Origin of the sequence: Pseudomonas sp. WS 5010, from assembly GCF_012985565.1 — a bacterium.
Taxonomy (GTDB): Bacteria; Pseudomonadota; Gammaproteobacteria; order Pseudomonadales; family Pseudomonadaceae; genus Aquipseudomonas.
In genome coordinates, this window is the sequence record NZ_JAAQWQ010000009.1 from 55,070 (window position 1) to 73,365 (window position 18,296).

The 18,296-nt window shown below is 61.3% G+C and carries 19 protein-coding genes; 9 read left to right on the top strand and 10 right to left on the bottom strand.

What is annotated here, in order from left to right:
- Positions 1–71 precede the first annotated feature (71 nt).
- On the top strand, positions 72–1,685 hold the full coding sequence (locus tag HBO11_RS25205) for an NAD(P)/FAD-dependent oxidoreductase (protein ID WP_169955492.1): 1,614 nt from the start codon (positions 72–74) through the stop codon (positions 1,683–1,685).
- A 67-nt stretch (positions 1,686–1,752) separates the two neighbouring features.
- Here the strand turns inward: HBO11_RS25205 and HBO11_RS25210 are convergent, their stop codons facing one another.
- Positions 1,753–2,847, bottom strand: coding sequence for a PLP-dependent cysteine synthase family protein (locus HBO11_RS25210; RefSeq protein WP_169955491.1), 1,095 nt, complete (start codon positions 2,845–2,847; stop codon positions 1,753–1,755).
- 216 nt (positions 2,848–3,063) lie between these two features.
- Between HBO11_RS25210 and nhaA the strand changes: the two genes are divergently transcribed.
- Positions 3,064–4,251 (top strand): Na+/H+ antiporter NhaA, encoded by a 1,188-nt coding sequence (nhaA, locus tag HBO11_RS25215; RefSeq protein WP_169955490.1) that lies wholly within the window; start codon positions 3,064–3,066, stop codon positions 4,249–4,251.
- An 82-nt stretch (positions 4,252–4,333) separates the two neighbouring features.
- Here the strand turns inward: nhaA and HBO11_RS25220 are convergent, their stop codons facing one another.
- A complete protein-coding gene (locus tag HBO11_RS25220; RefSeq protein WP_029297142.1) occupies positions 4,334–4,798 on the bottom strand; it encodes a glycine zipper 2TM domain-containing protein in 465 nt (154 codons plus the stop codon).
- 157 nt (positions 4,799–4,955) lie between these two features.
- On the opposite strand from HBO11_RS25220, the gene HBO11_RS25225 reads away from it, so the two are divergent.
- Positions 4,956–5,201 (top strand): hypothetical protein, encoded by a 246-nt coding sequence (locus HBO11_RS25225; RefSeq protein ID WP_169955489.1) that lies wholly within the window; start codon positions 4,956–4,958, stop codon positions 5,199–5,201.
- Between the two features lie 142 nt (positions 5,202–5,343).
- Here HBO11_RS25225 and pdxH read toward each other — a convergent pair whose 3' ends face one another.
- The 5 genes from pdxH to dinG all read right to left on the bottom strand — a co-directional run bounded on the left by pdxH (position 5,344) and on the right by dinG (position 12,826).
- On the bottom strand, positions 5,344–5,991 hold the full coding sequence (pdxH, locus tag HBO11_RS25230) for a pyridoxamine 5'-phosphate oxidase (RefSeq protein WP_169955488.1): 648 nt from the start codon (positions 5,989–5,991) through the stop codon (positions 5,344–5,346).
- Positions 5,992–6,018: 27 nt separating this feature from the next.
- Positions 6,019–7,029, bottom strand: coding sequence for an OmpA family protein (locus HBO11_RS25235; protein ID WP_169955487.1), 1,011 nt, complete (start codon positions 7,027–7,029; stop codon positions 6,019–6,021).
- A gap of 139 nt (positions 7,030–7,168) precedes the next feature.
- The gene (locus HBO11_RS25240) at positions 7,169–8,314 is read right to left on the bottom strand and encodes a serine hydrolase domain-containing protein (RefSeq protein ID WP_169955486.1); all 1,146 of its coding nucleotides are present in this window, start codon (positions 8,312–8,314) and stop codon (positions 7,169–7,171) included.
- A gap of 53 nt (positions 8,315–8,367) precedes the next feature.
- Positions 8,368–10,593, bottom strand: a complete 2,226-nt coding sequence (locus tag HBO11_RS25245; protein WP_169955485.1) for a beta-galactosidase — start codon at positions 10,591–10,593, stop codon at positions 8,368–8,370.
- Positions 10,594–10,681: 88 nt separating this feature from the next.
- The gene (gene dinG, locus HBO11_RS25250; protein WP_032858113.1) at positions 10,682–12,826 is read right to left on the bottom strand and encodes an ATP-dependent DNA helicase DinG; all 2,145 of its coding nucleotides are present in this window, start codon (positions 12,824–12,826) and stop codon (positions 10,682–10,684) included.
- 99 nt (positions 12,827–12,925) lie between these two features.
- On the opposite strand from dinG, the gene HBO11_RS25255 reads away from it, so the two are divergent.
- On the top strand, positions 12,926–13,390 hold the full coding sequence (locus tag HBO11_RS25255) for a CopD family protein (protein ID WP_169955483.1): 465 nt from the start codon (positions 12,926–12,928) through the stop codon (positions 13,388–13,390).
- Between the two features lie 110 nt (positions 13,391–13,500).
- On the opposite strand, the gene HBO11_RS25260 is transcribed toward HBO11_RS25255, so the two are convergent.
- The 3 genes from HBO11_RS25260 to HBO11_RS25270 all read right to left on the bottom strand — a co-directional run bounded on the left by HBO11_RS25260 (position 13,501) and on the right by HBO11_RS25270 (position 15,417).
- Positions 13,501–14,259, bottom strand: coding sequence for a collagen-like protein (locus HBO11_RS25260; protein WP_169955482.1), 759 nt, complete (start codon positions 14,257–14,259; stop codon positions 13,501–13,503).
- On the bottom strand, positions 14,252–14,542 hold the full coding sequence (locus tag HBO11_RS25265) for a DUF1145 domain-containing protein (RefSeq protein ID WP_169955481.1): 291 nt from the start codon (positions 14,540–14,542) through the stop codon (positions 14,252–14,254). The genes HBO11_RS25260 and HBO11_RS25265 overlap by 8 nt, the downstream gene beginning before the upstream one ends.
- Before the next feature lie 179 nt (positions 14,543–14,721).
- Positions 14,722–15,417, bottom strand: coding sequence for an OmpA family protein (locus HBO11_RS25270; RefSeq protein WP_169955480.1), 696 nt, complete (start codon positions 15,415–15,417; stop codon positions 14,722–14,724).
- A gap of 190 nt (positions 15,418–15,607) precedes the next feature.
- Here HBO11_RS25270 and HBO11_RS25275 point away from each other — a divergent pair, with 190 nt between their 5' ends.
- From HBO11_RS25275 to HBO11_RS25295, 5 genes are all read left to right on the top strand, one after another.
- On the top strand, positions 15,608–16,105 hold the full coding sequence (locus HBO11_RS25275) for a DUF6231 family protein (protein ID WP_169955479.1): 498 nt from the start codon (positions 15,608–15,610) through the stop codon (positions 16,103–16,105).
- 2 nt (positions 16,106–16,107) lie between these two features.
- Positions 16,108–16,578, top strand: coding sequence for a YchJ family protein (locus HBO11_RS25280; RefSeq protein ID WP_057439866.1), 471 nt, complete (start codon positions 16,108–16,110; stop codon positions 16,576–16,578).
- Between the two features lie 87 nt (positions 16,579–16,665).
- Positions 16,666–17,157: an LEA type 2 family protein gene (locus tag HBO11_RS25285; protein ID WP_169955478.1), complete on the top strand. Its 492-nt coding sequence runs from the start codon at positions 16,666–16,668 to the stop codon at positions 17,155–17,157.
- Positions 17,154–17,354 carry an SEC-C metal-binding domain-containing protein gene (locus HBO11_RS25290; RefSeq protein ID WP_003189235.1) on the top strand — a complete coding sequence of 67 codons (201 nt, stop codon included), beginning with the start codon at positions 17,154–17,156 and terminating at the stop codon, positions 17,352–17,354. Before HBO11_RS25285 ends, HBO11_RS25290 begins: the two co-directional genes overlap by 4 nt.
- Before the next feature lie 155 nt (positions 17,355–17,509).
- Positions 17,510–18,154 carry a glutathione binding-like protein gene (locus HBO11_RS25295; protein WP_169955477.1) on the top strand — a complete coding sequence of 215 codons (645 nt, stop codon included), beginning with the start codon at positions 17,510–17,512 and terminating at the stop codon, positions 18,152–18,154.
- The last annotated feature ends 142 nt before the right edge of the window (positions 18,155–18,296 follow it).

The following is an 18,296-nucleotide window of genomic DNA, read 5'->3' on the forward strand; positions in this document are numbered from 1 at the left end:
GCCGTTGGGGCTTATAATCGCCGGTTTGCAAAACCGCCGGCCCTACCAAACGCCGCATACCGGATCCTGTCATGCTACGAATCACCGAACTCAAGCTGCCCATCGACCATCCCGAAGAAGACCTGCGGCCTGCCATTGTGCAGCGCCTGGGCATCGCCAGTGATGATCTGCTCGATTTCACCCTGTTCAAACGCAGCTATGATGCGCGCAAGAAGTCGTCGGAGCTGTGTTTCATCTACACCGTAGACCTTGAGGTCAAGGGCGAGGCCGCCCTGCTGCTCAAGTTCGCTGACGACCGCAATATCAATGCCGCCCCCGATGTCAGCTACAAGGTCGTCGGCCAGGCACCGGCCGACCTGAGCGAGCGGCCGATTGTGGTCGGCTTCGGCCCTTGCGGGATCTTTGCCGGGTTGTTGCTGGCGCAAATGGGCTTCAAGCCGATCATCCTCGAGCGCGGCCGCGAAGTGCGCCAGCGCACCAAGGACACCTGGGGCCTGTGGCGCAAAAGCGTACTCAACCCCGAGTCCAACGTGCAGTTCGGCGAGGGCGGTGCCGGGACCTTTTCCGACGGCAAGCTCTACAGCCAGATCAAGGACCCGAAATTTCACGGGCGCAAGGTCCTGCACGAGTTCGTCAAAGCCGGCGCGCCAGACGAGATCCTCTACGTCAGCAAACCGCACATCGGTACCTTCCGCCTGACCGGCGTGGTGGAAAACATGCGCCAGCAGATCATCGCCCTGGGCGGTGAAGTGCGTTTTGAACAGCGGGTCACCGACGTGCTGATCGAAGATGGCCAGTTGAATGGCGTGGTGGTCGCGGGTGGCGAGCAGATCCTTTCCAAGCATGTGATCCTCGCCCTCGGCCACAGCGCCCGCGACACTTTCCGCATGCTCCACGGCCGTGGCGTGTACATGGAAGCCAAGCCGTTTTCGGTGGGTTTCCGTATCGAACATCCGCAGTCGCTGATCGACGCCGCACGCCTGGGCAAATATGCCGGGCACCCGAAACTGGGCGCAGCCGACTACAAGCTGGTGCACCACGCCAAGAACGGCCGTTCGGTGTACAGCTTCTGCATGTGCCCAGGCGGCACAGTGGTGGCGGCCACCTCCGAGCCGAATCGGGTCGTGACCAATGGCATGAGCCAGTATTCGCGTAACGAACGCAATGCCAACTCCGGGATCGTGGTGGGTATCACGCCGGAAGTGGACTACCCGGGCGGCCCGCTGGCCGGGATCGAGTTGCAGGAGCGCCTGGAGTCCCACGCGTTCATCCTCGGCGGCAGCAACTACGAAGCACCGGCGCAACTGGTGGGTGATTTCATCGCCGGCAAGCCGTCCACGGCTATTGGTAGCGTGGAACCTTCCTACAAGCCAGGCGTAGCCCTGGGCGACTTGGCCCTGGCCTTGCCAGACTTCGCCATCGAGGCCATCCGCGAAGCGTTGCCGGCCTTTGAGAAGCAGATCAAGGGTTACTCGTTGCATGACGCGGTATTGACCGGGATCGAGACCCGCACTTCATCGCCGCTGCGGATCACCCGCGACGCGTCGATGCAGAGCTTGAATGTCAAAGGCCTGTTCCCGGCCGGCGAAGGTGCTGGCTATGCCGGTGGGATCCTGTCGGCCGGCGTTGACGGGATTCGGATTGCCGAAGCCGTGGCGCGCAACATCCTCGGGATCGAAGCCTGAGCAAACGCCCTCCACTGTGGGAGCGGGCAAGCCCGGCTCCCACAGTGATCATCATGCGCCAGACGGTTTAGATATTGGCGCGCAGAATACTGTCCGGCAACGGCTCGCCCCGCTCGACACTGGCGGCAACCGCGTCGATCAACTCTTCCAGTTCATACCCCTGCCCGACCAGCCACGCATCGTCGTAGTAGGTCGTGGCATAACGCTCGCCACCGTCACACAGAATCGCCACGATAGACCCGGACTCCCCTGCCGCCTGCATCTGCTGCGCGGCAACCAGCGCGCCGATCAGGTTGGTGCCGCTGGAACCCCCGACCCGCCGGCCCAAGCGTTGCGCCAGGTAATGCATGGCCGCCAGCGACAAGGCATCCGGCACCTTGACCATCGCATCGATCACCTTGGGCAGGAACGATGCCTCCACCCGCGGCCGGCCGATGCCCTCGATCCGTGAACCGCAGTCCAGGCGCAAACTGGCGTCACCGCTCTGGTAATACTCGAAGAACACCGAACGCTCGGCATCGGCACACAAGACTCGGGTGCAATGCTGGCGATAACGCACATAGCGCCCCAGGGTCGCCGTGGTCCCGCCGGTACCCGGGCTGGAAATCAGCCAGCTCGGCTCTGGATGGCGCTCGAAGCGCAGTTGCTGGAAGATCGATTCGGCAATGTTGTTATTCGCCCGCCAGTCCGTCGCGCGTTCGGCATAGGTGAACTGATCCATGAAGTGCCCGCCACTTTCCTGCGCCAGGCGCTCGGATTCGGCGTAGATCTGCGTGGGATCCTGCACCAGGTGGCTCTTGCCACCGTAGAAGGCGATCTGCGCAATTTTCTCCTGGGACGTGGTGGCCGGCATCACCGCAATGAACGGCAGGCCCAGCAAACGCGCGAAGTACGCCTCGGAGATCGCCGTCGAGCCACTGGAGGCTTCGATCACTGGCGCGCCGGGCTTGAGCCAACCGTTGCACAGCGCATACAGGAACAGGGAGCGAGCCAGCCGGTGCTTGAGGCTGCCGGTGGGGTGGCTGGACTCATCCTTGAAATACAACTCGATCCCCGGCAAGCCCGGTAAAGGCAGCGGGATCAGGTGGGTGTCGGCGCTGCGCTGGAAGTCCGCCTCAATAATGCGGATGGCCTCTCGGGCCCACGGACGATGGTCGCTCATGCTCAAGTTCCATTTGGTTTTCAGGCTGAATGTTAGGGTCTTTCCTACACTGCACACAGATACAGTCATGACTCAATTCGACACACAATTGCTAGTCTTTGACGCAAGCCCTACCACGACGCTTTTATATAACAAAAAAGAATATAACTTTTGTTTTAACAACTAACAGTACGGGTTAGGGTACGCCCCTATTGAACTTTGATTGGAGAGCATCCCTTGCCTCTGCGTAGCACGTTTACCCGTTTCTTCCAGCTTGAAGCGGCCAGCGGCCTGTTACTGATCGCTGCAGCCGCCTTGGCGCTGATCATCAACAACTCGCCGCTGTCCCATCTCTACAACAGCTTTCTTGACGTGCCCGTCGCCGTACAAATCGGCGCCCTGCAAATCGCCAAGCCGTCGCTGCTATGGATCAACGACGGCCTGATGGCCCTGTTCTTCCTGCTGATCGGTCTGGAGGTCAAGCGCGAGTTGCTCGATGGCCACTTGTCCAAGCCTTCCCAGGTCGTGCTGCCAGGCGCTGCAGCCATCGGCGGCATGGTGGTGCCGGCGCTGATCTACTGGGCGCTGAATAAGGATAACCCGGCAGCGCTGGGCGGCTGGGCCATCCCGATGGCCACCGATATCGCCTTTGCCCTTGGCGTGTTGGCCCTGCTGGGCAAGCGTGTACCGGTGTCACTGAAGCTGTTCCTGATGACCCTGGCGATCATCGATGACTTGGGCGCCATCATCGTCATCGCGATTTTCTATTCCAGCGAACTGTCCACCGCGTCGCTGGCAGGGGCAGGTGCCTGCCTTGTCGCGCTGATAGCCATGAACCGCCTGGGCGTGGTCAAGCTCGGGCCGTACCTGATCATCGGCCTGATCCTGTGGGTCTGCGTGCTCAAGAGTGGGGTTCATGCCACCCTGGCTGGCGTCACCCTGGCGTTCTGCATTCCGCTGCGCACCAAGAACGCCGAACCCTCGCCCCTGCTGGGCCTGGAACACGCGCTGCACCCATGGGTGGCCTACGGCATCCTGCCGCTGTTCGCGTTTGCCAACGCCGGCGTGTCGCTGGCCGGGGTCAACCTGGAGAGCTTTACCCACCATGTGCCAATGGGTATCGCGGCCGGCCTGCTGGTGGGCAAGACGGTCGGTGTGTTTGGGCTGACCTGGCTCGCGGTGAAAACCGGGCTGGCTGCCCTGCCGACCGGCGCCAATTGGGGCCAGGTCATGGGCGTGGCCATCCTGTGCGGTATCGGCTTCACCATGAGCCTGTTTGTCGGCTCGCTGGCGTTCGTGCCGGGCAGTAGCGAATACGCCGGGATGGACCGGATGGGTATTCTCACGGGCTCGATCCTGGCGGCATTGATTGGTTATGCAGTGACGGCGATGGCCAGTCGTAAGCAAGCGGCTACCAGCGCTTAACGCGCTGGCACGCTCAACTTAGCACCCAATAAAAAACCCCGCCCGGTCACCCGGTCGGGGTTTTTCTTTGACCGCCGGCCCCTTAACGGGTAACGCGGCTGGTACCGTCTACAGTCATGATGCGCACACGGTCACCAATGCGGAAGATCTCGTTTTCCTGCACGGCCTGGACGTAGGCGCGCATGCTGCCGTCGTCTTCGCGCACGGTGATTTCCACGCCCTGGGTGCGGGTCAGGCCTTCTTCGGTGGCCGAGCCCAGCAGGCCGCCGGCCACGGCACCGATAACAGCCGTCACGATGCTGCCACGGCCGCCACCGATGGCGCTACCGCCAACACCGCCGATGACTGCGCCTGCTGCGCCGCCGATTGGGGTCTTGGTGCCTTCGATCTTGACCGGACGCAGGGATTCAATGGTGCCCATGCGCACGCTCTGCACACGACGTGCTTCGTCACGGGAGTACGAGTCGCCGGTCAGACTGGAGGCGCAGCCACCCAGCAGCAACGACATGGTGGTAAAGCAGGCAACCAGCAAAACAGACTTACGCATAGCATCAACTCCATAGGACATATCTTAATTAGACTCCGCTGCTTGACGCCTGTCACGGCAAGGCCCGGAGAAAATTGCTTTCATTCAGCCCCAGTACAGACAGGCTGTACCGCGAAAATCGACGAACGGTAGCAACCGCATCCAGACAAGGAGTTTCATGGACTACTTCATCATTGTAGCTACCACCGCCGCCGGCCTGTATTTCCACTGGTGGCTGTACCGGCGAATCAAGCGCTGGGTGGACCGCGACCTGGCGCTGTCCCTGGCTGGAGACGATCAGCACAAGCGCATCTTTATGCTGCAACAGTTGGACCGCGCCAAGGCTGAGAAGGTCAAGCGTAAGGATTTGCCGCAGTGGCTGCAGGACGCAGCACGGCAATACACACCACAAGCCCCGGAGTAGAGACCTCGGCAAGAACACCAAGATCAAAGGTGAGAGCTGTCGAGCTCTGGCGAGGCTGCGATAGGGGGTGTATCAGATAACCTGAAGTGGGCAGTGCCGCCATCATCGCAGCCTTGCCCGGGCTCGGGTGCTTAAAGGTCCCTCAGGGCGCAAGTCGCTCGCGGGTCCAGTCGGCACCCTGCAAACGATAGTTCAAGCGATCATGCAAGCGGCTCGCCCGACCCTGCCAGAACTCGATGCGCTCGGGCAGCAGGCGATAACCACCCCAGTGTTGCGGACAATCCGGTTGGGTCTCGCTGAAACGCTGCTCGGTCAGCGTGAGCAAATCCTGCAATTGCTGGCGATCACGGATCACCTGGCTTTGCGGGGAAGCCCAGGCGCCGATGCGGCTACCCAGGGGACGCACCTGATAATAGGCGTCCGACTCCTCGGGCGTGACCTTGACCACCCTCCCCTCGATACGCACCTGGCGCTCCAGGGTCGGCCAGAAGAAGGTCATGGCAGCAAACGGGCGGGCTGCCAATTGCTGGCCCTTGGCACTCTGGTAGTTGGTGAAGAAGGTAAAGCCCTGGGCATCCAGCCCCTTGAGCAGCAAGACGCGGCAGTGAGGCCGGCCCTCCTGGTCCACGGTCGCCAGGGTCATGGCATTGGCCTCCACCGGTGGCTGCTCGGTCTTGACCGCATCGTTGAACCACTGGTGGAACAAGGCAAACGGCTCGTCCGGGGCCTGGGCCTCGCTCAAACCGTCCCGTGTGTAGTCACGGCGCATATCAGCCAGTGCCTGGGTCATGCGGCTTTATCCTTCTCGCTCAACTGCTCAGTTTTTTGCCTGGTCGTTTGCCGCTACTTTTTTCGCTGGCGTTGCATCCTTGGCGGCAGCTGGCTTTTTGGCAGCCGGCTTGGCGGCGGCTTTCTTCGCGGCTGGCTTGGCGGCGGCCTTCTTGGCAGGTGCTTTCTTGGCGGCAACGGCTTTCTTGGCGACCGGTGCTGGGGCAACAACGTCCTGTACCGCAACCAGCTCAGGCTTCGGTGGGTTTGGCGAGTTGTACTTGCTCAGCAGTGCCAGCATGGTAGTGCGCTGGGTGAACATGATCTCCATGCGACGGTTCAAGGCACGGCCCTGGGTGCTGTCGTTGGCGGCGCGGGGCATCAGGTCACCCATGCCACGCAGCATCAGGCGGTCCTGCTTCAGGCCGCTGAGGCTGAAGATCGAGGCAATGGACTGCGCACGCTCCTTGGTCAGCGGCTGGTTCTGCACGGTATCGATGTGACCCAGGACGAGCACGGCAGTCTTCGGATCCTTTTCAACGGCCTTGGCGACACGGGTGAACGGGCCCAGGGTCACTGGCAACAACATTGCAGGGCGTTTCGGGTTGTACGAACCATCGACCGGGGCAATCACCACCAGCACGTTGTCGCGACGTTCCAGTTGCAGGTTGCTGTCCTTGATCGCGGCACGCAGGCGCGGCTCGTAGTCGTCCAGCCAGGCCTGGGTGATTTTCGGGTCGGGCATCGGGATGTTGGTCACATCGACTTTGCTCAGCGGTTTTGGCTTGCTTTCAAACGGCCACCACCATTTGGTATCGCTTTCAGTCTTGGCGACCACCGGGGCAGCAGCCGCGGCTGGCGTTGCCGCCTGCAGATCGGCCTTGAGGTCTGCCTTGGCATCAGCCGCCTTGGCATCGGCCTTGGCGGTAACATCCTTGGTCGCCGACTTGTCGAACCCGAATGACCACCAATGCTCGCCAGACGCATCATTTTGTGGAGTTTGTGCACAGCCAGTAATAGTGAGGCAGAGCGCCAGTGCCAAGGACTTGTTCGATAACATGAGATATCCACAAAATGAGAAAACACAGGGGTCTGGATGACCCGTTAAACAGACGCTTCACGAAGTTTAAAGTAACAATACTTTTCAAGCGCCTTTTGTAGGTGCCTTTTTAACAAAAAAACGCCAGACAGCAAGCTATTTACAGACAACCGGCCAATATTCTTACCAACTTTTGCGCGCGCGGGTCCATAAGTACATACGGCCCCAGAGTATTGGTCACGAAACCAAATGCTACATCATGTTCCGGATCGGCAAAGCCCACCGAGCCACCGGCCCCGGGATGCCCAAATGCACGTGGGCCAAGGCCGAAGCTCGCATTGGGCACATCTGGCTGGTCCAACATGCAGCCCAGGCCAAAACGGGTTTGCGTCAATAAGGTTTTATCCGGCCCGATACTGTGCTCGCGGGTCAGTTGTTCAAGCATCTCGGCTTCCAACAAACTTCCATCCAACAAACCACTATAAAACCCGGCCAAACTGCGCGCATTGCCATGCCCATTTGCCGCCGGCTGCTGCATACGACGCCACTCGGGTTTATTAGTGCTGGTTAGTATAGAGGGCGGATTGGTAAACGCCCGGGTAGTCATTGCCGCAGGTTCGCGCAGGGTGACCTGTAATAGCCTCTGGGCTGCCTCATCCCCCATGTTGCCTTTGCTCCGGGCAATGTGGGCGACGCGATAGAACTCTGCGTCGGCCAACCCGACATGGAAGTCCAGGCCCAACGGGCGGGCAACCCGGGCCACAATCGACTCCCCCGGCCCACGCCCATCGGCGCGACGCAGCAGTTCACCGACCAGCCAGCCATAGGTGATGGCGGCGTAGCCATGGCCCTCGCCGGGTGTCCACCAGGGAGCCTCGGCGGCCAGGGCAGCGGTCATCAAGGGCCAGTCATACAGGGCCTCGGCGGGCAAAATTTCACGCAGCGCTGGCAGCCCGGCCTTGTGGCAAAGCAGCTGGCGCAGGGTGATGTTTTCCTTGCCTGCCGCAGCGAACTCCGGCCAGTAGTTGGCAACCGGGGCGTCCAACTGCAATTTGCCTTCGGCAACCAGTTGCAGGGCGGTGACGGCGGTGAAGGTCTTGGTGCAGGAGAACAGGTTGGCAATAGTGTCGCTATGCCAGGCCTCGGCACCGTCCTTGTCGGCAGTGCCGGCCCACAGGTCGAGGACGGTTTCGCCGCCAATCTGCACACACAGCGCCGCACCACGCTCCTGAGGGTCGTCAAACAGTGCGCCGAAGGCTTCACGCACTGCTTCGAATTGAAGCTCGTAATGACCCTGAATCTGCACCTGCATCCCCCTCGGAAAAGACCTGCGTTAAATGGCGCCCATTGTTCCAGTCATTACGGGGTTTGGGAACCCGTTGCCGCGTGGGCGACCTTGGCCTTTTCGGCTTCCCGACCCAACTGCTGGATCGCCGCCAGATTGCTTTTACGCACACTGTCGACGAAGCCCTGGAACGGCACATCGGTGATTCCCACCAGGCCGAAATGGCCATTTTCACCGTCCAGCAAACGCCCGGTCACCGGCTGGTCAAGGTACTGGAACCAGTGCACACCGACAATCGACGGCTCGGCCATGGCCTGCTTGAGGAAGGTCGCATAGGCCGGGCCGCGCGCCTCTTCCCTGGCCAATGGCGTCAAGCCGCCCCAGAACGGGCCACGGTCGGCCGAGCCGACGTTGAACTCGCTGATCAGTACCGGCTTGTCCAGCGCGCGCAGGGCGGCGAAGTCATGACCGTCCTGGGGCTTGAGGGTGTACATGTTGAAGCTCAGCACATCGCAATACTGGGCGCAGGACGCCACGGCTTCCGGCGTGCTGACCGCATAGCGGCCACCCAGCAGCAACTGGTTGGGCGCGTGCCATTTCAGCGCATCGGAGATGGTCTTGAAGTAGGCGTCGGCGAAAGTCTTCTGGAAATACTGGAAATCAGCCTCGATTTCCGGATGTTCGGGGTTGGGAACCGGCGGCTCGAAGCCTGGATCTTCCATCAACTCCCAGCCAGCCAGGTGAATGCCCCAGGCTTTGGACAGGCCGTCTTCGTTGCGATATTTATCGCGCAGTTGCTTGAGGAACGCACGTTTGGCCGGCACATCGGTAGTCATGCGCAGGGTGCCGTAGGCCAGGGCATAACGGGATTTTGCATCATTGCCAGGACCGGCCCATGCCAGTTCGTTATCGGCAAAGAAGCCGATCAACCAGGGATCGTCGCGATGGTCACGGGTGGCAATCGCCACGGCCCGCTCGGTGGCCATGGCAAAGCGCGGGTCGAAGGGATCGGGCATGCCGCCCCACCAGTCGATCCCGGTGCTGATACTGGTGTAGTCGCCAATGATCGACAGCGCCAAGGTGTAAGGCACGCGATCTGCGCCAACCAGCTGCGGGGCGCTCCAGTTGCCGACGGTATTGAAACCCCAGGCCTGCAGGCGGTCCAGGGTGTGGCCGACCCAGCGCGCCTGGTCGAAACCTTCGGAGCCATATGTGCGTTGCAGATTGGCCCCGTAGAAATCGTACCAGCGCCCCACATTGAAGCCGCGCCCGACATCCGCGCCATTGCCGCCACGGTTATCGCCACTGCCATAATATTTGTCGAAGGGCTCACCCGCCTTGGGCAGTGCGCCAAACATCCACTCGCGCCCGGCGACATAGGTCTGGCTGTTGGCCGGGCTCACGGTGTTGACGCCCAGGGAGTAGAACGGATGCCCCAGCGGAGTCACCAGGTACCAGCGCCCGTCGCGCTTTTCGGTGCGAAAGAAACCGCTGGCGTCAAAGGCCGGGCCCTTGGTCCAGCCGCCAAACTTGTCCAAATCGGCCTTGTCACGCTCCGCGAGCCAGCCCTTGAGCAGTTGCTGCTCCTTGGCGGCCGCAGCCTTGAGTTGCTCGTCGCTGCTGACTTTTTCCGGCCAGCGCGCGCGGGTGGACTGCCCATAGGCATCCACCAGCTCACTGTAGGCGGCCTTGAGCACCGGTTCGCTGTCCTGCACGCCAAAGCGCTCCAGCAGGATGCTTTGCGGCGCGACCGGCTGGATCATCGACAAAGTGACCGAGACCACCTGGCTGCTGTCGATTTCCCCAGCGCTGGCGGCCAGCATCACACGCTGCCCGTCCACGGTGATCGGCATCGGCGGCCCGGCCTTCATGCCCTGGCTCAAGGGCGAATTGGCTTGCAGCGGCACCAGCAGGGTTTGCGCAGGCCCCGCCGGCAAATCGATACGACTGACCAGGGTCTTGCCGTCGCTGCTCTGCACCTTGACATACAAGGTCAGCGCCCAGTCCATCGCACTCTGGATGCGCAGACTCATGGCAGTCGATTGCGACCAGTCCCACACCCCGCTCTGCGGGCTGAGCACCAGGCTCGGCTGTGCCGCCGGGTTGAAGGTGATGCGGCGCAGCACCTCGCCTTCCGGGGTCTGTTCGGCGTTGTATTGCGGCAAGCTGGCGTCCTGGGTCGCCACCTTGACCACATCGGCCGGCCGGACAAAGTTGAACAGCGTCTGTTGCCCGGCCGGCGCGGCCAGCAATGGCGCGGCGAACAACAAGGCAAAAAGAGCAGGCAGCGTGCGGATCATACGAACAAGGTTCTCCCAATCGGCCGGTGAATGGCCTGATGACATACATGAGATAGACCACGAAGTGGGCGAATTCGCCCACTGTGGATTAAGAAATTTCGCGCCGGAAAGGCGGCAAGGCATTCAGGATAGCCTTGCCATAGCGCTGGGTGACCAGACGGCGGTCGAGCAAGGTGATGGTGCCCCGGTCTTCTTCGGTACGCAGCAAGCGGCCACAAGCCTGGACCAGCTTCAACGAGGCGTCCGGCACCGAGATCTCCATGAACGGATTGCCGCCCCGGGCTTCGATCCATTCGGCCAGCGCCGCCTCGACCGGATCGTCCGGCACCGAGAACGGGATCTTCGCGATCACCACGTGTTCACAGTAGGCGCCGGGCAAGTCGACACCTTCGGCAAAGCTCGCCAGGCCGAACAACACGCTGGAGTCCCCGCCATCGACCCGTGCCTTGTGCTTGTTCAGGGTTTCCTGTTTCGACAGGTTGCCCTGGATAAACACCTGCTTGCGCCAGTCGCGGTCGAGGCCGTCGAACACGTCCTGCATCTGCTTGCGTGACGAAAACAGCACCAGGGTGCCCTTGGAACCTTCCACCAGCGATGGCAGGTCACGAATGATTGCTGCGGTGTGCGCCGGCGCGTCCCGTGGGTCGGCCTTGAGGTCCGGCACCCGCAGCACGCCGGCGTCGGCATGGTGGAACGGGCTGGGGACCACGGCGGTGACGGCTTTTTTCGGCAGGCCGGCGCGCATGCGGAACCGGTCGAAGGTGCCCAGGGCGGTCAGGGTGGCCGAAGTCACCAGGGCGCCGTAGGCCACGTTCCACAGGTTGCGTCGGAGCATTTCTGCGGCGAGGATCGGGCTGGCGTTGACCTCGATATCGAACAGCGCGCCGCTCTCCGACAGCGTCAGCCAGCGGGCCATGGGCGGGTTATCTTCCGGGTCTTCAACGGTGAAGGCGGTCCATAACTCCCAGTTGCCCTGGGCGCGGGACAGCAGGCTGCCAAACAACGGATACCACTCTTCGGCCTGGTTGCTGGCGATGCCGATATTGACCTCGCCATCCATGCCTTCCTTGAGCAGGTCGGTCAGGCGCGTGAACAGATCGGTGAGGCGTGAGAAGCCCTTCTTCAGCTCCACGCCCATCTCGCGCATATGCTCGGGGATCAGGCCGCCGACAAAACGATGGCGCGGCCGTTCGCGGCCTTCGACGTCTTCGCCAGGCTTGAAGTCCGCCACCTGCTCGCAGGCGCTGAACATGAACTGTTGCTGGGTCTTGATCTCCCGCGCCAGCTCCGGCACCTGTTCGATCAGCTTGCCCAGGTCGCCCGGCAGCGGATGCTGGGCCAGCAGCTTGGTGAGGTTCTTGGCGGTGGTTTCCAGCCAGTCGGCAGTGGAACGCAGGCGCGTGTAGTGGGCAAAGTGGCCGATGGCCTTGTCCGGCAAGTGGTGGCCTTCGTCGAACACGTACAGGGTGTCACGCGGGTCCGGCAGCACGGCGCCGCCGCCCAGGGCCAGGTCGGCGAGGACCATGTCGTGGTTGGTGACGATCACGTCGACCTTGCCCATGCCTTCGCGGGCCTTGTAGAAGGCGCACTGGCCGAAGTTGGGGCAATGCCGGTTGGTGCACTGGCTGTGATCGGTGGTCAGGCGCGCCCAGTCGGCGTCTTCCAGGGCGTTGGGCCAGCTGTCGCGGTCACCATCCCACTTATTACCGGCCAGCTTTTCGATCATGCTGGTAAACAGCTTCTGGCTGGCCTCATCGACTTCGATCTTGAAGCCTTCTTCTTCGAACAGCGAGGCCGTGGCGGTTTGCGCGTGGCCTTCCTGCAGCAGCACATCCAGCTTGGACAGGCACATATAGCGGCCACGGCCCTTGGCCAGGGCGAAGGTGAAGCTCAGGCCGCTGTTGCGCATCAGGTCCGGCAGGTCTTTGTAGACGATCTGCTCTTGCAGGGCCACGGTGGCGGTGGCAATCACCAGGCGCTTGCCGGCGGCCTTGGCAGTCGGAATCGCCGCCAGGCTGTAGGCCACGGTCTTGCCAGTACCGGTGCCGGCCTCGACGGCCACGACCGCAGGGTCGCCACTGCGCCGGCCTTCATCGTCGGTGTCGATATCCCCGAGGACCTTGGCCACTTCGGCGATCATCAGGCGCTGGCCGTAGCGCGGTTTCAAGCTCTTGGCTTCGAGAAAACGCGAGTAGGCGCCCTGGATCGTGGTTTTGAGTTCAGTGCTGATCATGGATAGTCGGGCGCAAAAAACGCTGGATAAATTTTCAGTGGTTCGGATCGGCCGCTATCATACCCCGCTAATTAATCCCGCGCAGAACGGAGTACCTCAATGACCGTGTTTAGCCTTGCCTACACCCTGCATGTATTGGCCGCCCTGGTCTGGGTCGGTGGTATGTTTTTCGCCTGGATGATCCTGCGCCCAGCCGCTGTGGCGGCGCTTGAGGGGCCGGCGCGACTTAAACTGTGGATGAATGTGTTTCCGCGTTTTTTCGTGTGGGTCTGGGTCGCGGTGCTGATCTTGCCGATCAGTGGCGTTGGATTGTTGCAGTTGCGCTTCAACGGGTTTGAAACCGCACCGCGTTATGTACAGGTGATGATGGGCCTGTATGTGGTGATGACGGCGCTGTTTATCCGCATCCAGGCGTTACAACTGCCTGAACTGCGCACGGCCGTGGCGGCCGAGGACTGGGCGACTGGCGCGCAGGTGCTGGGAAGAATCCGAAAGTTGGTAGGGATCAATCTGATTGTTGGGTTGGTAGTGGTGGGTGTGGCTTCGGCCCGGCCGATGTTCTGAAGGTGTTCCTCAGTGCCTCATCGCGGGCAAGCCCGCTCCCACACTTTGATTTGTGAATACCTTAAAAAGGTGGGAGTGGGCTTGCCCGCGATAGGGCCGGTGCCAATCGCTCAAAGTCGCTGGATGCTCACTGAACCGGCAGGCCCCGCCGGCCCAGCCTGGCCTTCCAACCCCGGCCGGCCTTTCTCGCCGCCGTCGGCGCGATACACCAGGCAGCCCTTGGACACCCCGCCCTTGCCCGGCTTGCCGGCCACACCTGGCAAGCCGCCAGCACCGCCATCGACCCAGACCTTGATCTGCTCGCTCGGATAGTCCTGCGGCAATTCGATACGCACCGCCGCGCCTGCGGCCCCCGGCAGGCCGTCACCGCCGTTGTCACCATTGGCGCCACGCCCGGCCGAGCCCCAGGTGCACCCCGGGTCTTCACCGTTGGCGCCATCCAAGCCGCTATAACCTTGGGCGCCGGTGCCGCCACGGGCATCGACGGACAGTTCCGCCGCGCTCAACTGGTTGATCCGCAAGGTCAGGTCACGCCCAGGCCGGGCCGGTTTTTCATGGGTGCCGGGCGCGCCACGGGAGGTGATCTGGCTGCCATGTTCCAACTGCGCATGCTGCACCTGCAATTGCAAGGCCCTGGCGCTGGGCACGATGGCGATCCGCGCTTCACGGCCCAGGTGCAATTCGTCGACAGTGACCTGGGTGATATTGGCCGGAATCAGCAAAGTGCCATAGTCGGCCACTTCCAGGCGCTCCAGCTGCAGCACGCTGGTGCTGTTGGGCAAGCGCAGCAACGAGTTGGTCTCGACACTGACGCTTTCGGCCAGGGCGATGGGGCTGACCAATAGGGCCAGGAGTAAAACCTTACGCATGATTGGCATCCTTGTTGTCGTGGTCAGCCGCAGGCGCAGGCAGGCTCTTTATATGGAACATCCCCAGCAACAGGATCAGCAGGCGGTCACGCCAGGGGTGGGAACGATGTTTGACGCTGGAGTTGAACAACACCAACTCCAGAAGATGGACCAGCAACAACAGGCTGCCGACCAGGTTGACCAACAGATGAAATGGATTGGTCAGCGGTTTGAACAGATTGACCAGCACAACCGCCCAGAACAGCAACGCCAGCAACTTCCCCACTCGCAACAACAGCTTCATGCCCTACGCCCCCTGCACATTATTCTTTGGGCGCACAGTAACGAGTTCTACAGGCGATTTGCCAGTGAAGGATTAAAAAACTTGAGAAGGCGGCGACTTGGCGGCCAGATCGCCGAGATTCATCGGACACAGCCGTAAGAAATGCCCCTGGCAACACCCAGGGGCATATCAGAAATGTCTTAGCGGTTGATTTGAATTTCCACGCGGCGATTCAGGGTACGACCGTCGGCGGTTTTGTTGTCGGCCACTGGATGGGTTTCACCGGCGCCCGTCACCGACACAAAGTTGCTACGGGGCACACCGGCGCCGACCAGGTAATCAGTGACCGAATGCGCGCGTTTTTCCGAGAGCCTTTGGTTGTAGGCATCTTTACCGACGCTGTCGGTGTGCCCGCTGACCCGCAACTGCGCACTCGGCGCTTCCTGTTTCAGGCGTGTGGCAACCGTGTCGAGCTTGGTTTTGTCAGCGGCCGTCAGCCGAGCCGAATCGAACTCGAAGTGCACATCACGAATCACGATGGTCTCTTCCTTGACCACCACCACTTCTTCGACGACGACCGCCTCAGGTACTGGCGGGCAGCCATTGGCATCGACCTGTACGCCCTTGGGGGTGCCCGGGCACTGGTCGCGGCTGTCGGGCACGCCGTCGCCGTCTTCGTCACCGTCGCCATGCACCCAGCAATAGGCGCCGGCCATGCCGCCGATCAACAACGCCCCACCGCCGGCCCATGAAGAGCTTTCAGTAGCGCCCAGTGCAGCACCCGTCACGCCGCCGAGGGCAGCACAGGTGGGCCAGTCGGTTTTTTGCAAGCCTGCGCAACCTGTCAATACTCCGGTTAGCAGAACCAAAGGTAGAGCTGTCCGCATGATGCTCATTTGATTTCTCCTGAGGGGATCGGCCGCAAGCCGATGGGTGGAGTAAAGACCGCGATTTTCATCTGCGCCAGGCCGCCAACCCCCGTATTCATTGGCCGAAGTGGCTTTTGGCGAGCAACAGGCCAGCGTGCGCTCTAGGCCCGCACGCTCAAGCAGGCTAGTCTTCACGGTTCTGATGTGAGGATCTTCGATGACCGCCGGCAATTCTTCCCGTACGCCGCAGCAAGCACTCGCTGCCCTGCTTGATCGCCAAGCCCCCAAACGCCTGCTGGTATTGGGCGCCGGCCACTTCCCTGCGCTGGATGCATTCAAGCAGGCCCACCCAGACACCGTGGTCTGCACCGCAGGGCCTGGACCATTGCCACCCGAGCTGGCCGCCCAGCGATTTGACCTGGCCCTGGTGGTTGACTGCCTGGAGCACCTGTCAAAACGTGCAGGGTTGGAGCTGCTGGGCGGCGTGCGCAACCTCAACGCCAGCCGCATCGCCGTCCTCGCCGACCTGGCGGCCTGCAGCTGGAAAGACACTGATTTTTTCTCCCTGGCCTTGCAGACCAGCGAGCATTTTTGCCGCGACAATCAGGTACTGACGCTGTTTACCTACGATCTGCTTGAATACAAACAAGTGCCGGACTGGCTGAACGCCCGGTTCTGGGCCAACCCGGAAAACTTCGGAAAGTATTGGTGGTAACCATGAGTACATCCATTTGCCCTTGCGGCAGCGGCAACTTGCTGGATGCCTGCTGCGGCCATTACCACACTGGCCACCCCGCGCCCTGCGCCACCGCGTTGATGCGCTCACGCTACAGCGCCTATGTGCTGGGGCTGGTGGATTATCTGGTGGCGACTACGCTACCGGCACAACAGAACGGCCTCGACCGTGATGCCATTGGGGCCTGGAGCGCGCAAAGCACCTGGCTGGGCCTGGAGGTGGAAAGTTCCGAGGTGTTTGGAGGGCAGCCGGAACATGCCTTCGTTACCTTTACCGCGCGCTGGCATGACAGCACCGGCGAACACAGCCACCGGGAACAGTCGTCTTTCGTACAGAACGATGGGCGTTGGTACTTTATTGATCCTACGGTGGAGGTGAAGGCCGGGCGCAATGATGCCTGCCTGTGCGGCAGTGGGCAGAAGTTCAAGAAGTGCTGTTCCAGTTACCTGTAAAAACCACGGACACCGCGCTAAACCACACAACTTTCGTCATCGTTGACGACCATCGCCGGCAAGCCGGCTCCTACAAGGGATTGAGCCATGGTCAGCCGATTACGAACCTATAGCTGTTTACTGATACTGACCGTTGGCCTCTCGGGCTGCGCGTCCTGGTTTGCCGATGACACACCGGCGCCACAAATCCACCTGGTCAAGGTCGAGTTGGTGCGGGCCAAGCTGCTGGAGCAGAAGTTCAAGCTGCACTTTCGCGTGGATAACCGTGACGACTCGGACCTCACCGTGCGCGGCCTGATCTACAAAATCAGCCTGGCTGACGTGGAACTGACCGAGGGCGAATCCAACGAGTGGCTGACCATACCGCCCAATGGCCGGGGATTTTTCAAGGTCACGGTGCGCACCAACCTGTGGCCGCAGGTGCGGGAAATCGCCGACCTGTTGAAAAACCCGGACCGCCCCATCCCCTATCGCCTGGAAGGTGAGCTGAAAACCGGATTATTCATCGGTAACGACGTGCACGTGATGCGCAATGACGAGATAATCCCCGGCGATTTTATTCCGGAGCGACACCAATGACTCAGCAACCCCATGTCCATGGTCCCGACTGCAACCACGATCACGATCACCACGATCACGACCATGGCCATGTCCACGGCCCGAACTGCGGCCATGCCCATCAGGAACCGGTGCGCAACGCCCTGAAGGACGTTGGCCGCAACGATCCATGCCCATGCGGCAGCGAGAAGAAGTTCAAGAAGTGCCACGGCGCCTGATACGCGTCTCGCAGGAGCCGGCAAGCCGGCTCCTACAGTTCTATCGATAGACGCAAATATTTCATTGAATTTTCGGCAGGTGGACACTACCTATACCTACAGGCACATCAGCGGGCGCCCTGTCCGTTCAAGCATCACCAATCCTGGAGAGCTTCATGATCGACCTGTATTACTGGACCACTCCCAACGGTCACAAGATTTCGTTGTTCCTGGAAGAAGCCGGCCTGCCCTACGAGGTGCACCCGATCAACATCGGCCAGGGCGACCAGTTCAAGCCAGATTTCCTGAAGATAGCTCCCAACAACCGTATTCCCGCCATTGTCGACCGGCAACCGAGCGACGGGGGCGCACCGATTTCCCTGTTTGAATCCGGCGCCATCTTGCTGTACCTCGCGGAAAAAACCGGCCAGTTCCTGCCCAAGGACCTGCGCGGTCGCCAGGAAGCGTTGCAATGGCTGTTCTGGCAAATGGGCGGCCTGGGCCCGATGGCGGGGCAGAACCACCATTTCAGCCAGTTCGCCCCGGAAAAGATCCCTTACGCCATCAAACGCTACGTGGATGAGACCGCACGCCTCTATGGCGTGCTGGACCGGCGCCTGGCCGACCGCAGTTTCGTCGCTGGCGAGGCCTACAGCATTGCCGATATGGCGATCTACCCGTGGATCGTGTCCCACAAATGGCAGAGCCAACGCCTGGAAGACTTCCCCCATCTGCACCGCTGGTTCAACCTGATCAAGGAACGTCCGGCGACGGTGCGGGCCTACGACCTGGTGCAGAAGGTCAACCCGCCGAAATCCTGATCATGCCCTGTAGGAACTGGCTAGCCGGCGAAGATCGTCAACGAAAACGCCGGGTGCCTGGATAAGCGTGGCGCCTGGCAGTTTTTCGCCGGCAAGCCGGTTCCTACAAGGCTTTGTGAGTGTTTGAAAAAATTAGCATCGC

Bases quoted from the DNA above. Each gene is read 5' to 3' on its own strand.
- HBO11_RS25205 (WP_169955492.1), top strand. From the start codon at position 72: ATGCTACGAATCACCGAACTCAAGCTGCCCATCGACCATCCCGAAGAA.
- HBO11_RS25280 (WP_057439866.1), top strand. From the start codon at position 16,108: ATGAGTACATCCATTTGCCCTTGCGGCAGCGGCAACTTGCTGGATGCC.
- HBO11_RS25225 (WP_169955489.1), top strand. From the start codon at position 4,956: ATGGACTACTTCATCATTGTAGCTACCACCGCCGCCGGCCTGTATTTC.
- HBO11_RS25255 (WP_169955483.1), top strand. From the start codon at position 12,926: ATGACCGTGTTTAGCCTTGCCTACACCCTGCATGTATTGGCCGCCCTG.
- HBO11_RS25245 (WP_169955485.1), bottom strand. From the start codon at position 10,593: ATGATCCGCACGCTGCCTGCTCTTTTTGCCTTGTTGTTCGCCGCGCCA.
- HBO11_RS25210 (WP_169955491.1), bottom strand. From the start codon at position 2,847: ATGAGCGACCATCGTCCGTGGGCCCGAGAGGCCATCCGCATTATTGAG.
- HBO11_RS25295 (WP_169955477.1), top strand. From the start codon at position 17,510: ATGATCGACCTGTATTACTGGACCACTCCCAACGGTCACAAGATTTCG.
- dinG (WP_032858113.1), bottom strand. From the start codon at position 12,826: ATGATCAGCACTGAACTCAAAACCACGATCCAGGGCGCCTACTCGCGT.
- HBO11_RS25265 (WP_169955481.1), bottom strand. From the start codon at position 14,542: ATGAAGCTGTTGTTGCGAGTGGGGAAGTTGCTGGCGTTGCTGTTCTGG.
- HBO11_RS25220 (WP_029297142.1), bottom strand. From the start codon at position 4,798: ATGCGTAAGTCTGTTTTGCTGGTTGCCTGCTTTACCACCATGTCGTTG.
- HBO11_RS25260 (WP_169955482.1), bottom strand. From the start codon at position 14,259: ATGCGTAAGGTTTTACTCCTGGCCCTATTGGTCAGCCCCATCGCCCTG.
- HBO11_RS25290 (WP_003189235.1), top strand. From the start codon at position 17,154: ATGACTCAGCAACCCCATGTCCATGGTCCCGACTGCAACCACGATCAC.
- HBO11_RS25270 (WP_169955480.1), bottom strand. From the start codon at position 15,417: ATGAGCATCATGCGGACAGCTCTACCTTTGGTTCTGCTAACCGGAGTA.
- HBO11_RS25275 (WP_169955479.1), top strand. From the start codon at position 15,608: ATGACCGCCGGCAATTCTTCCCGTACGCCGCAGCAAGCACTCGCTGCC.
- HBO11_RS25285 (WP_169955478.1), top strand. From the start codon at position 16,666: ATGGTCAGCCGATTACGAACCTATAGCTGTTTACTGATACTGACCGTT.
- pdxH (WP_169955488.1), bottom strand. From the start codon at position 5,991: ATGACCCAGGCACTGGCTGATATGCGCCGTGACTACACACGGGACGGT.
- HBO11_RS25235 (WP_169955487.1), bottom strand. From the start codon at position 7,029: ATGTTATCGAACAAGTCCTTGGCACTGGCGCTCTGCCTCACTATTACT.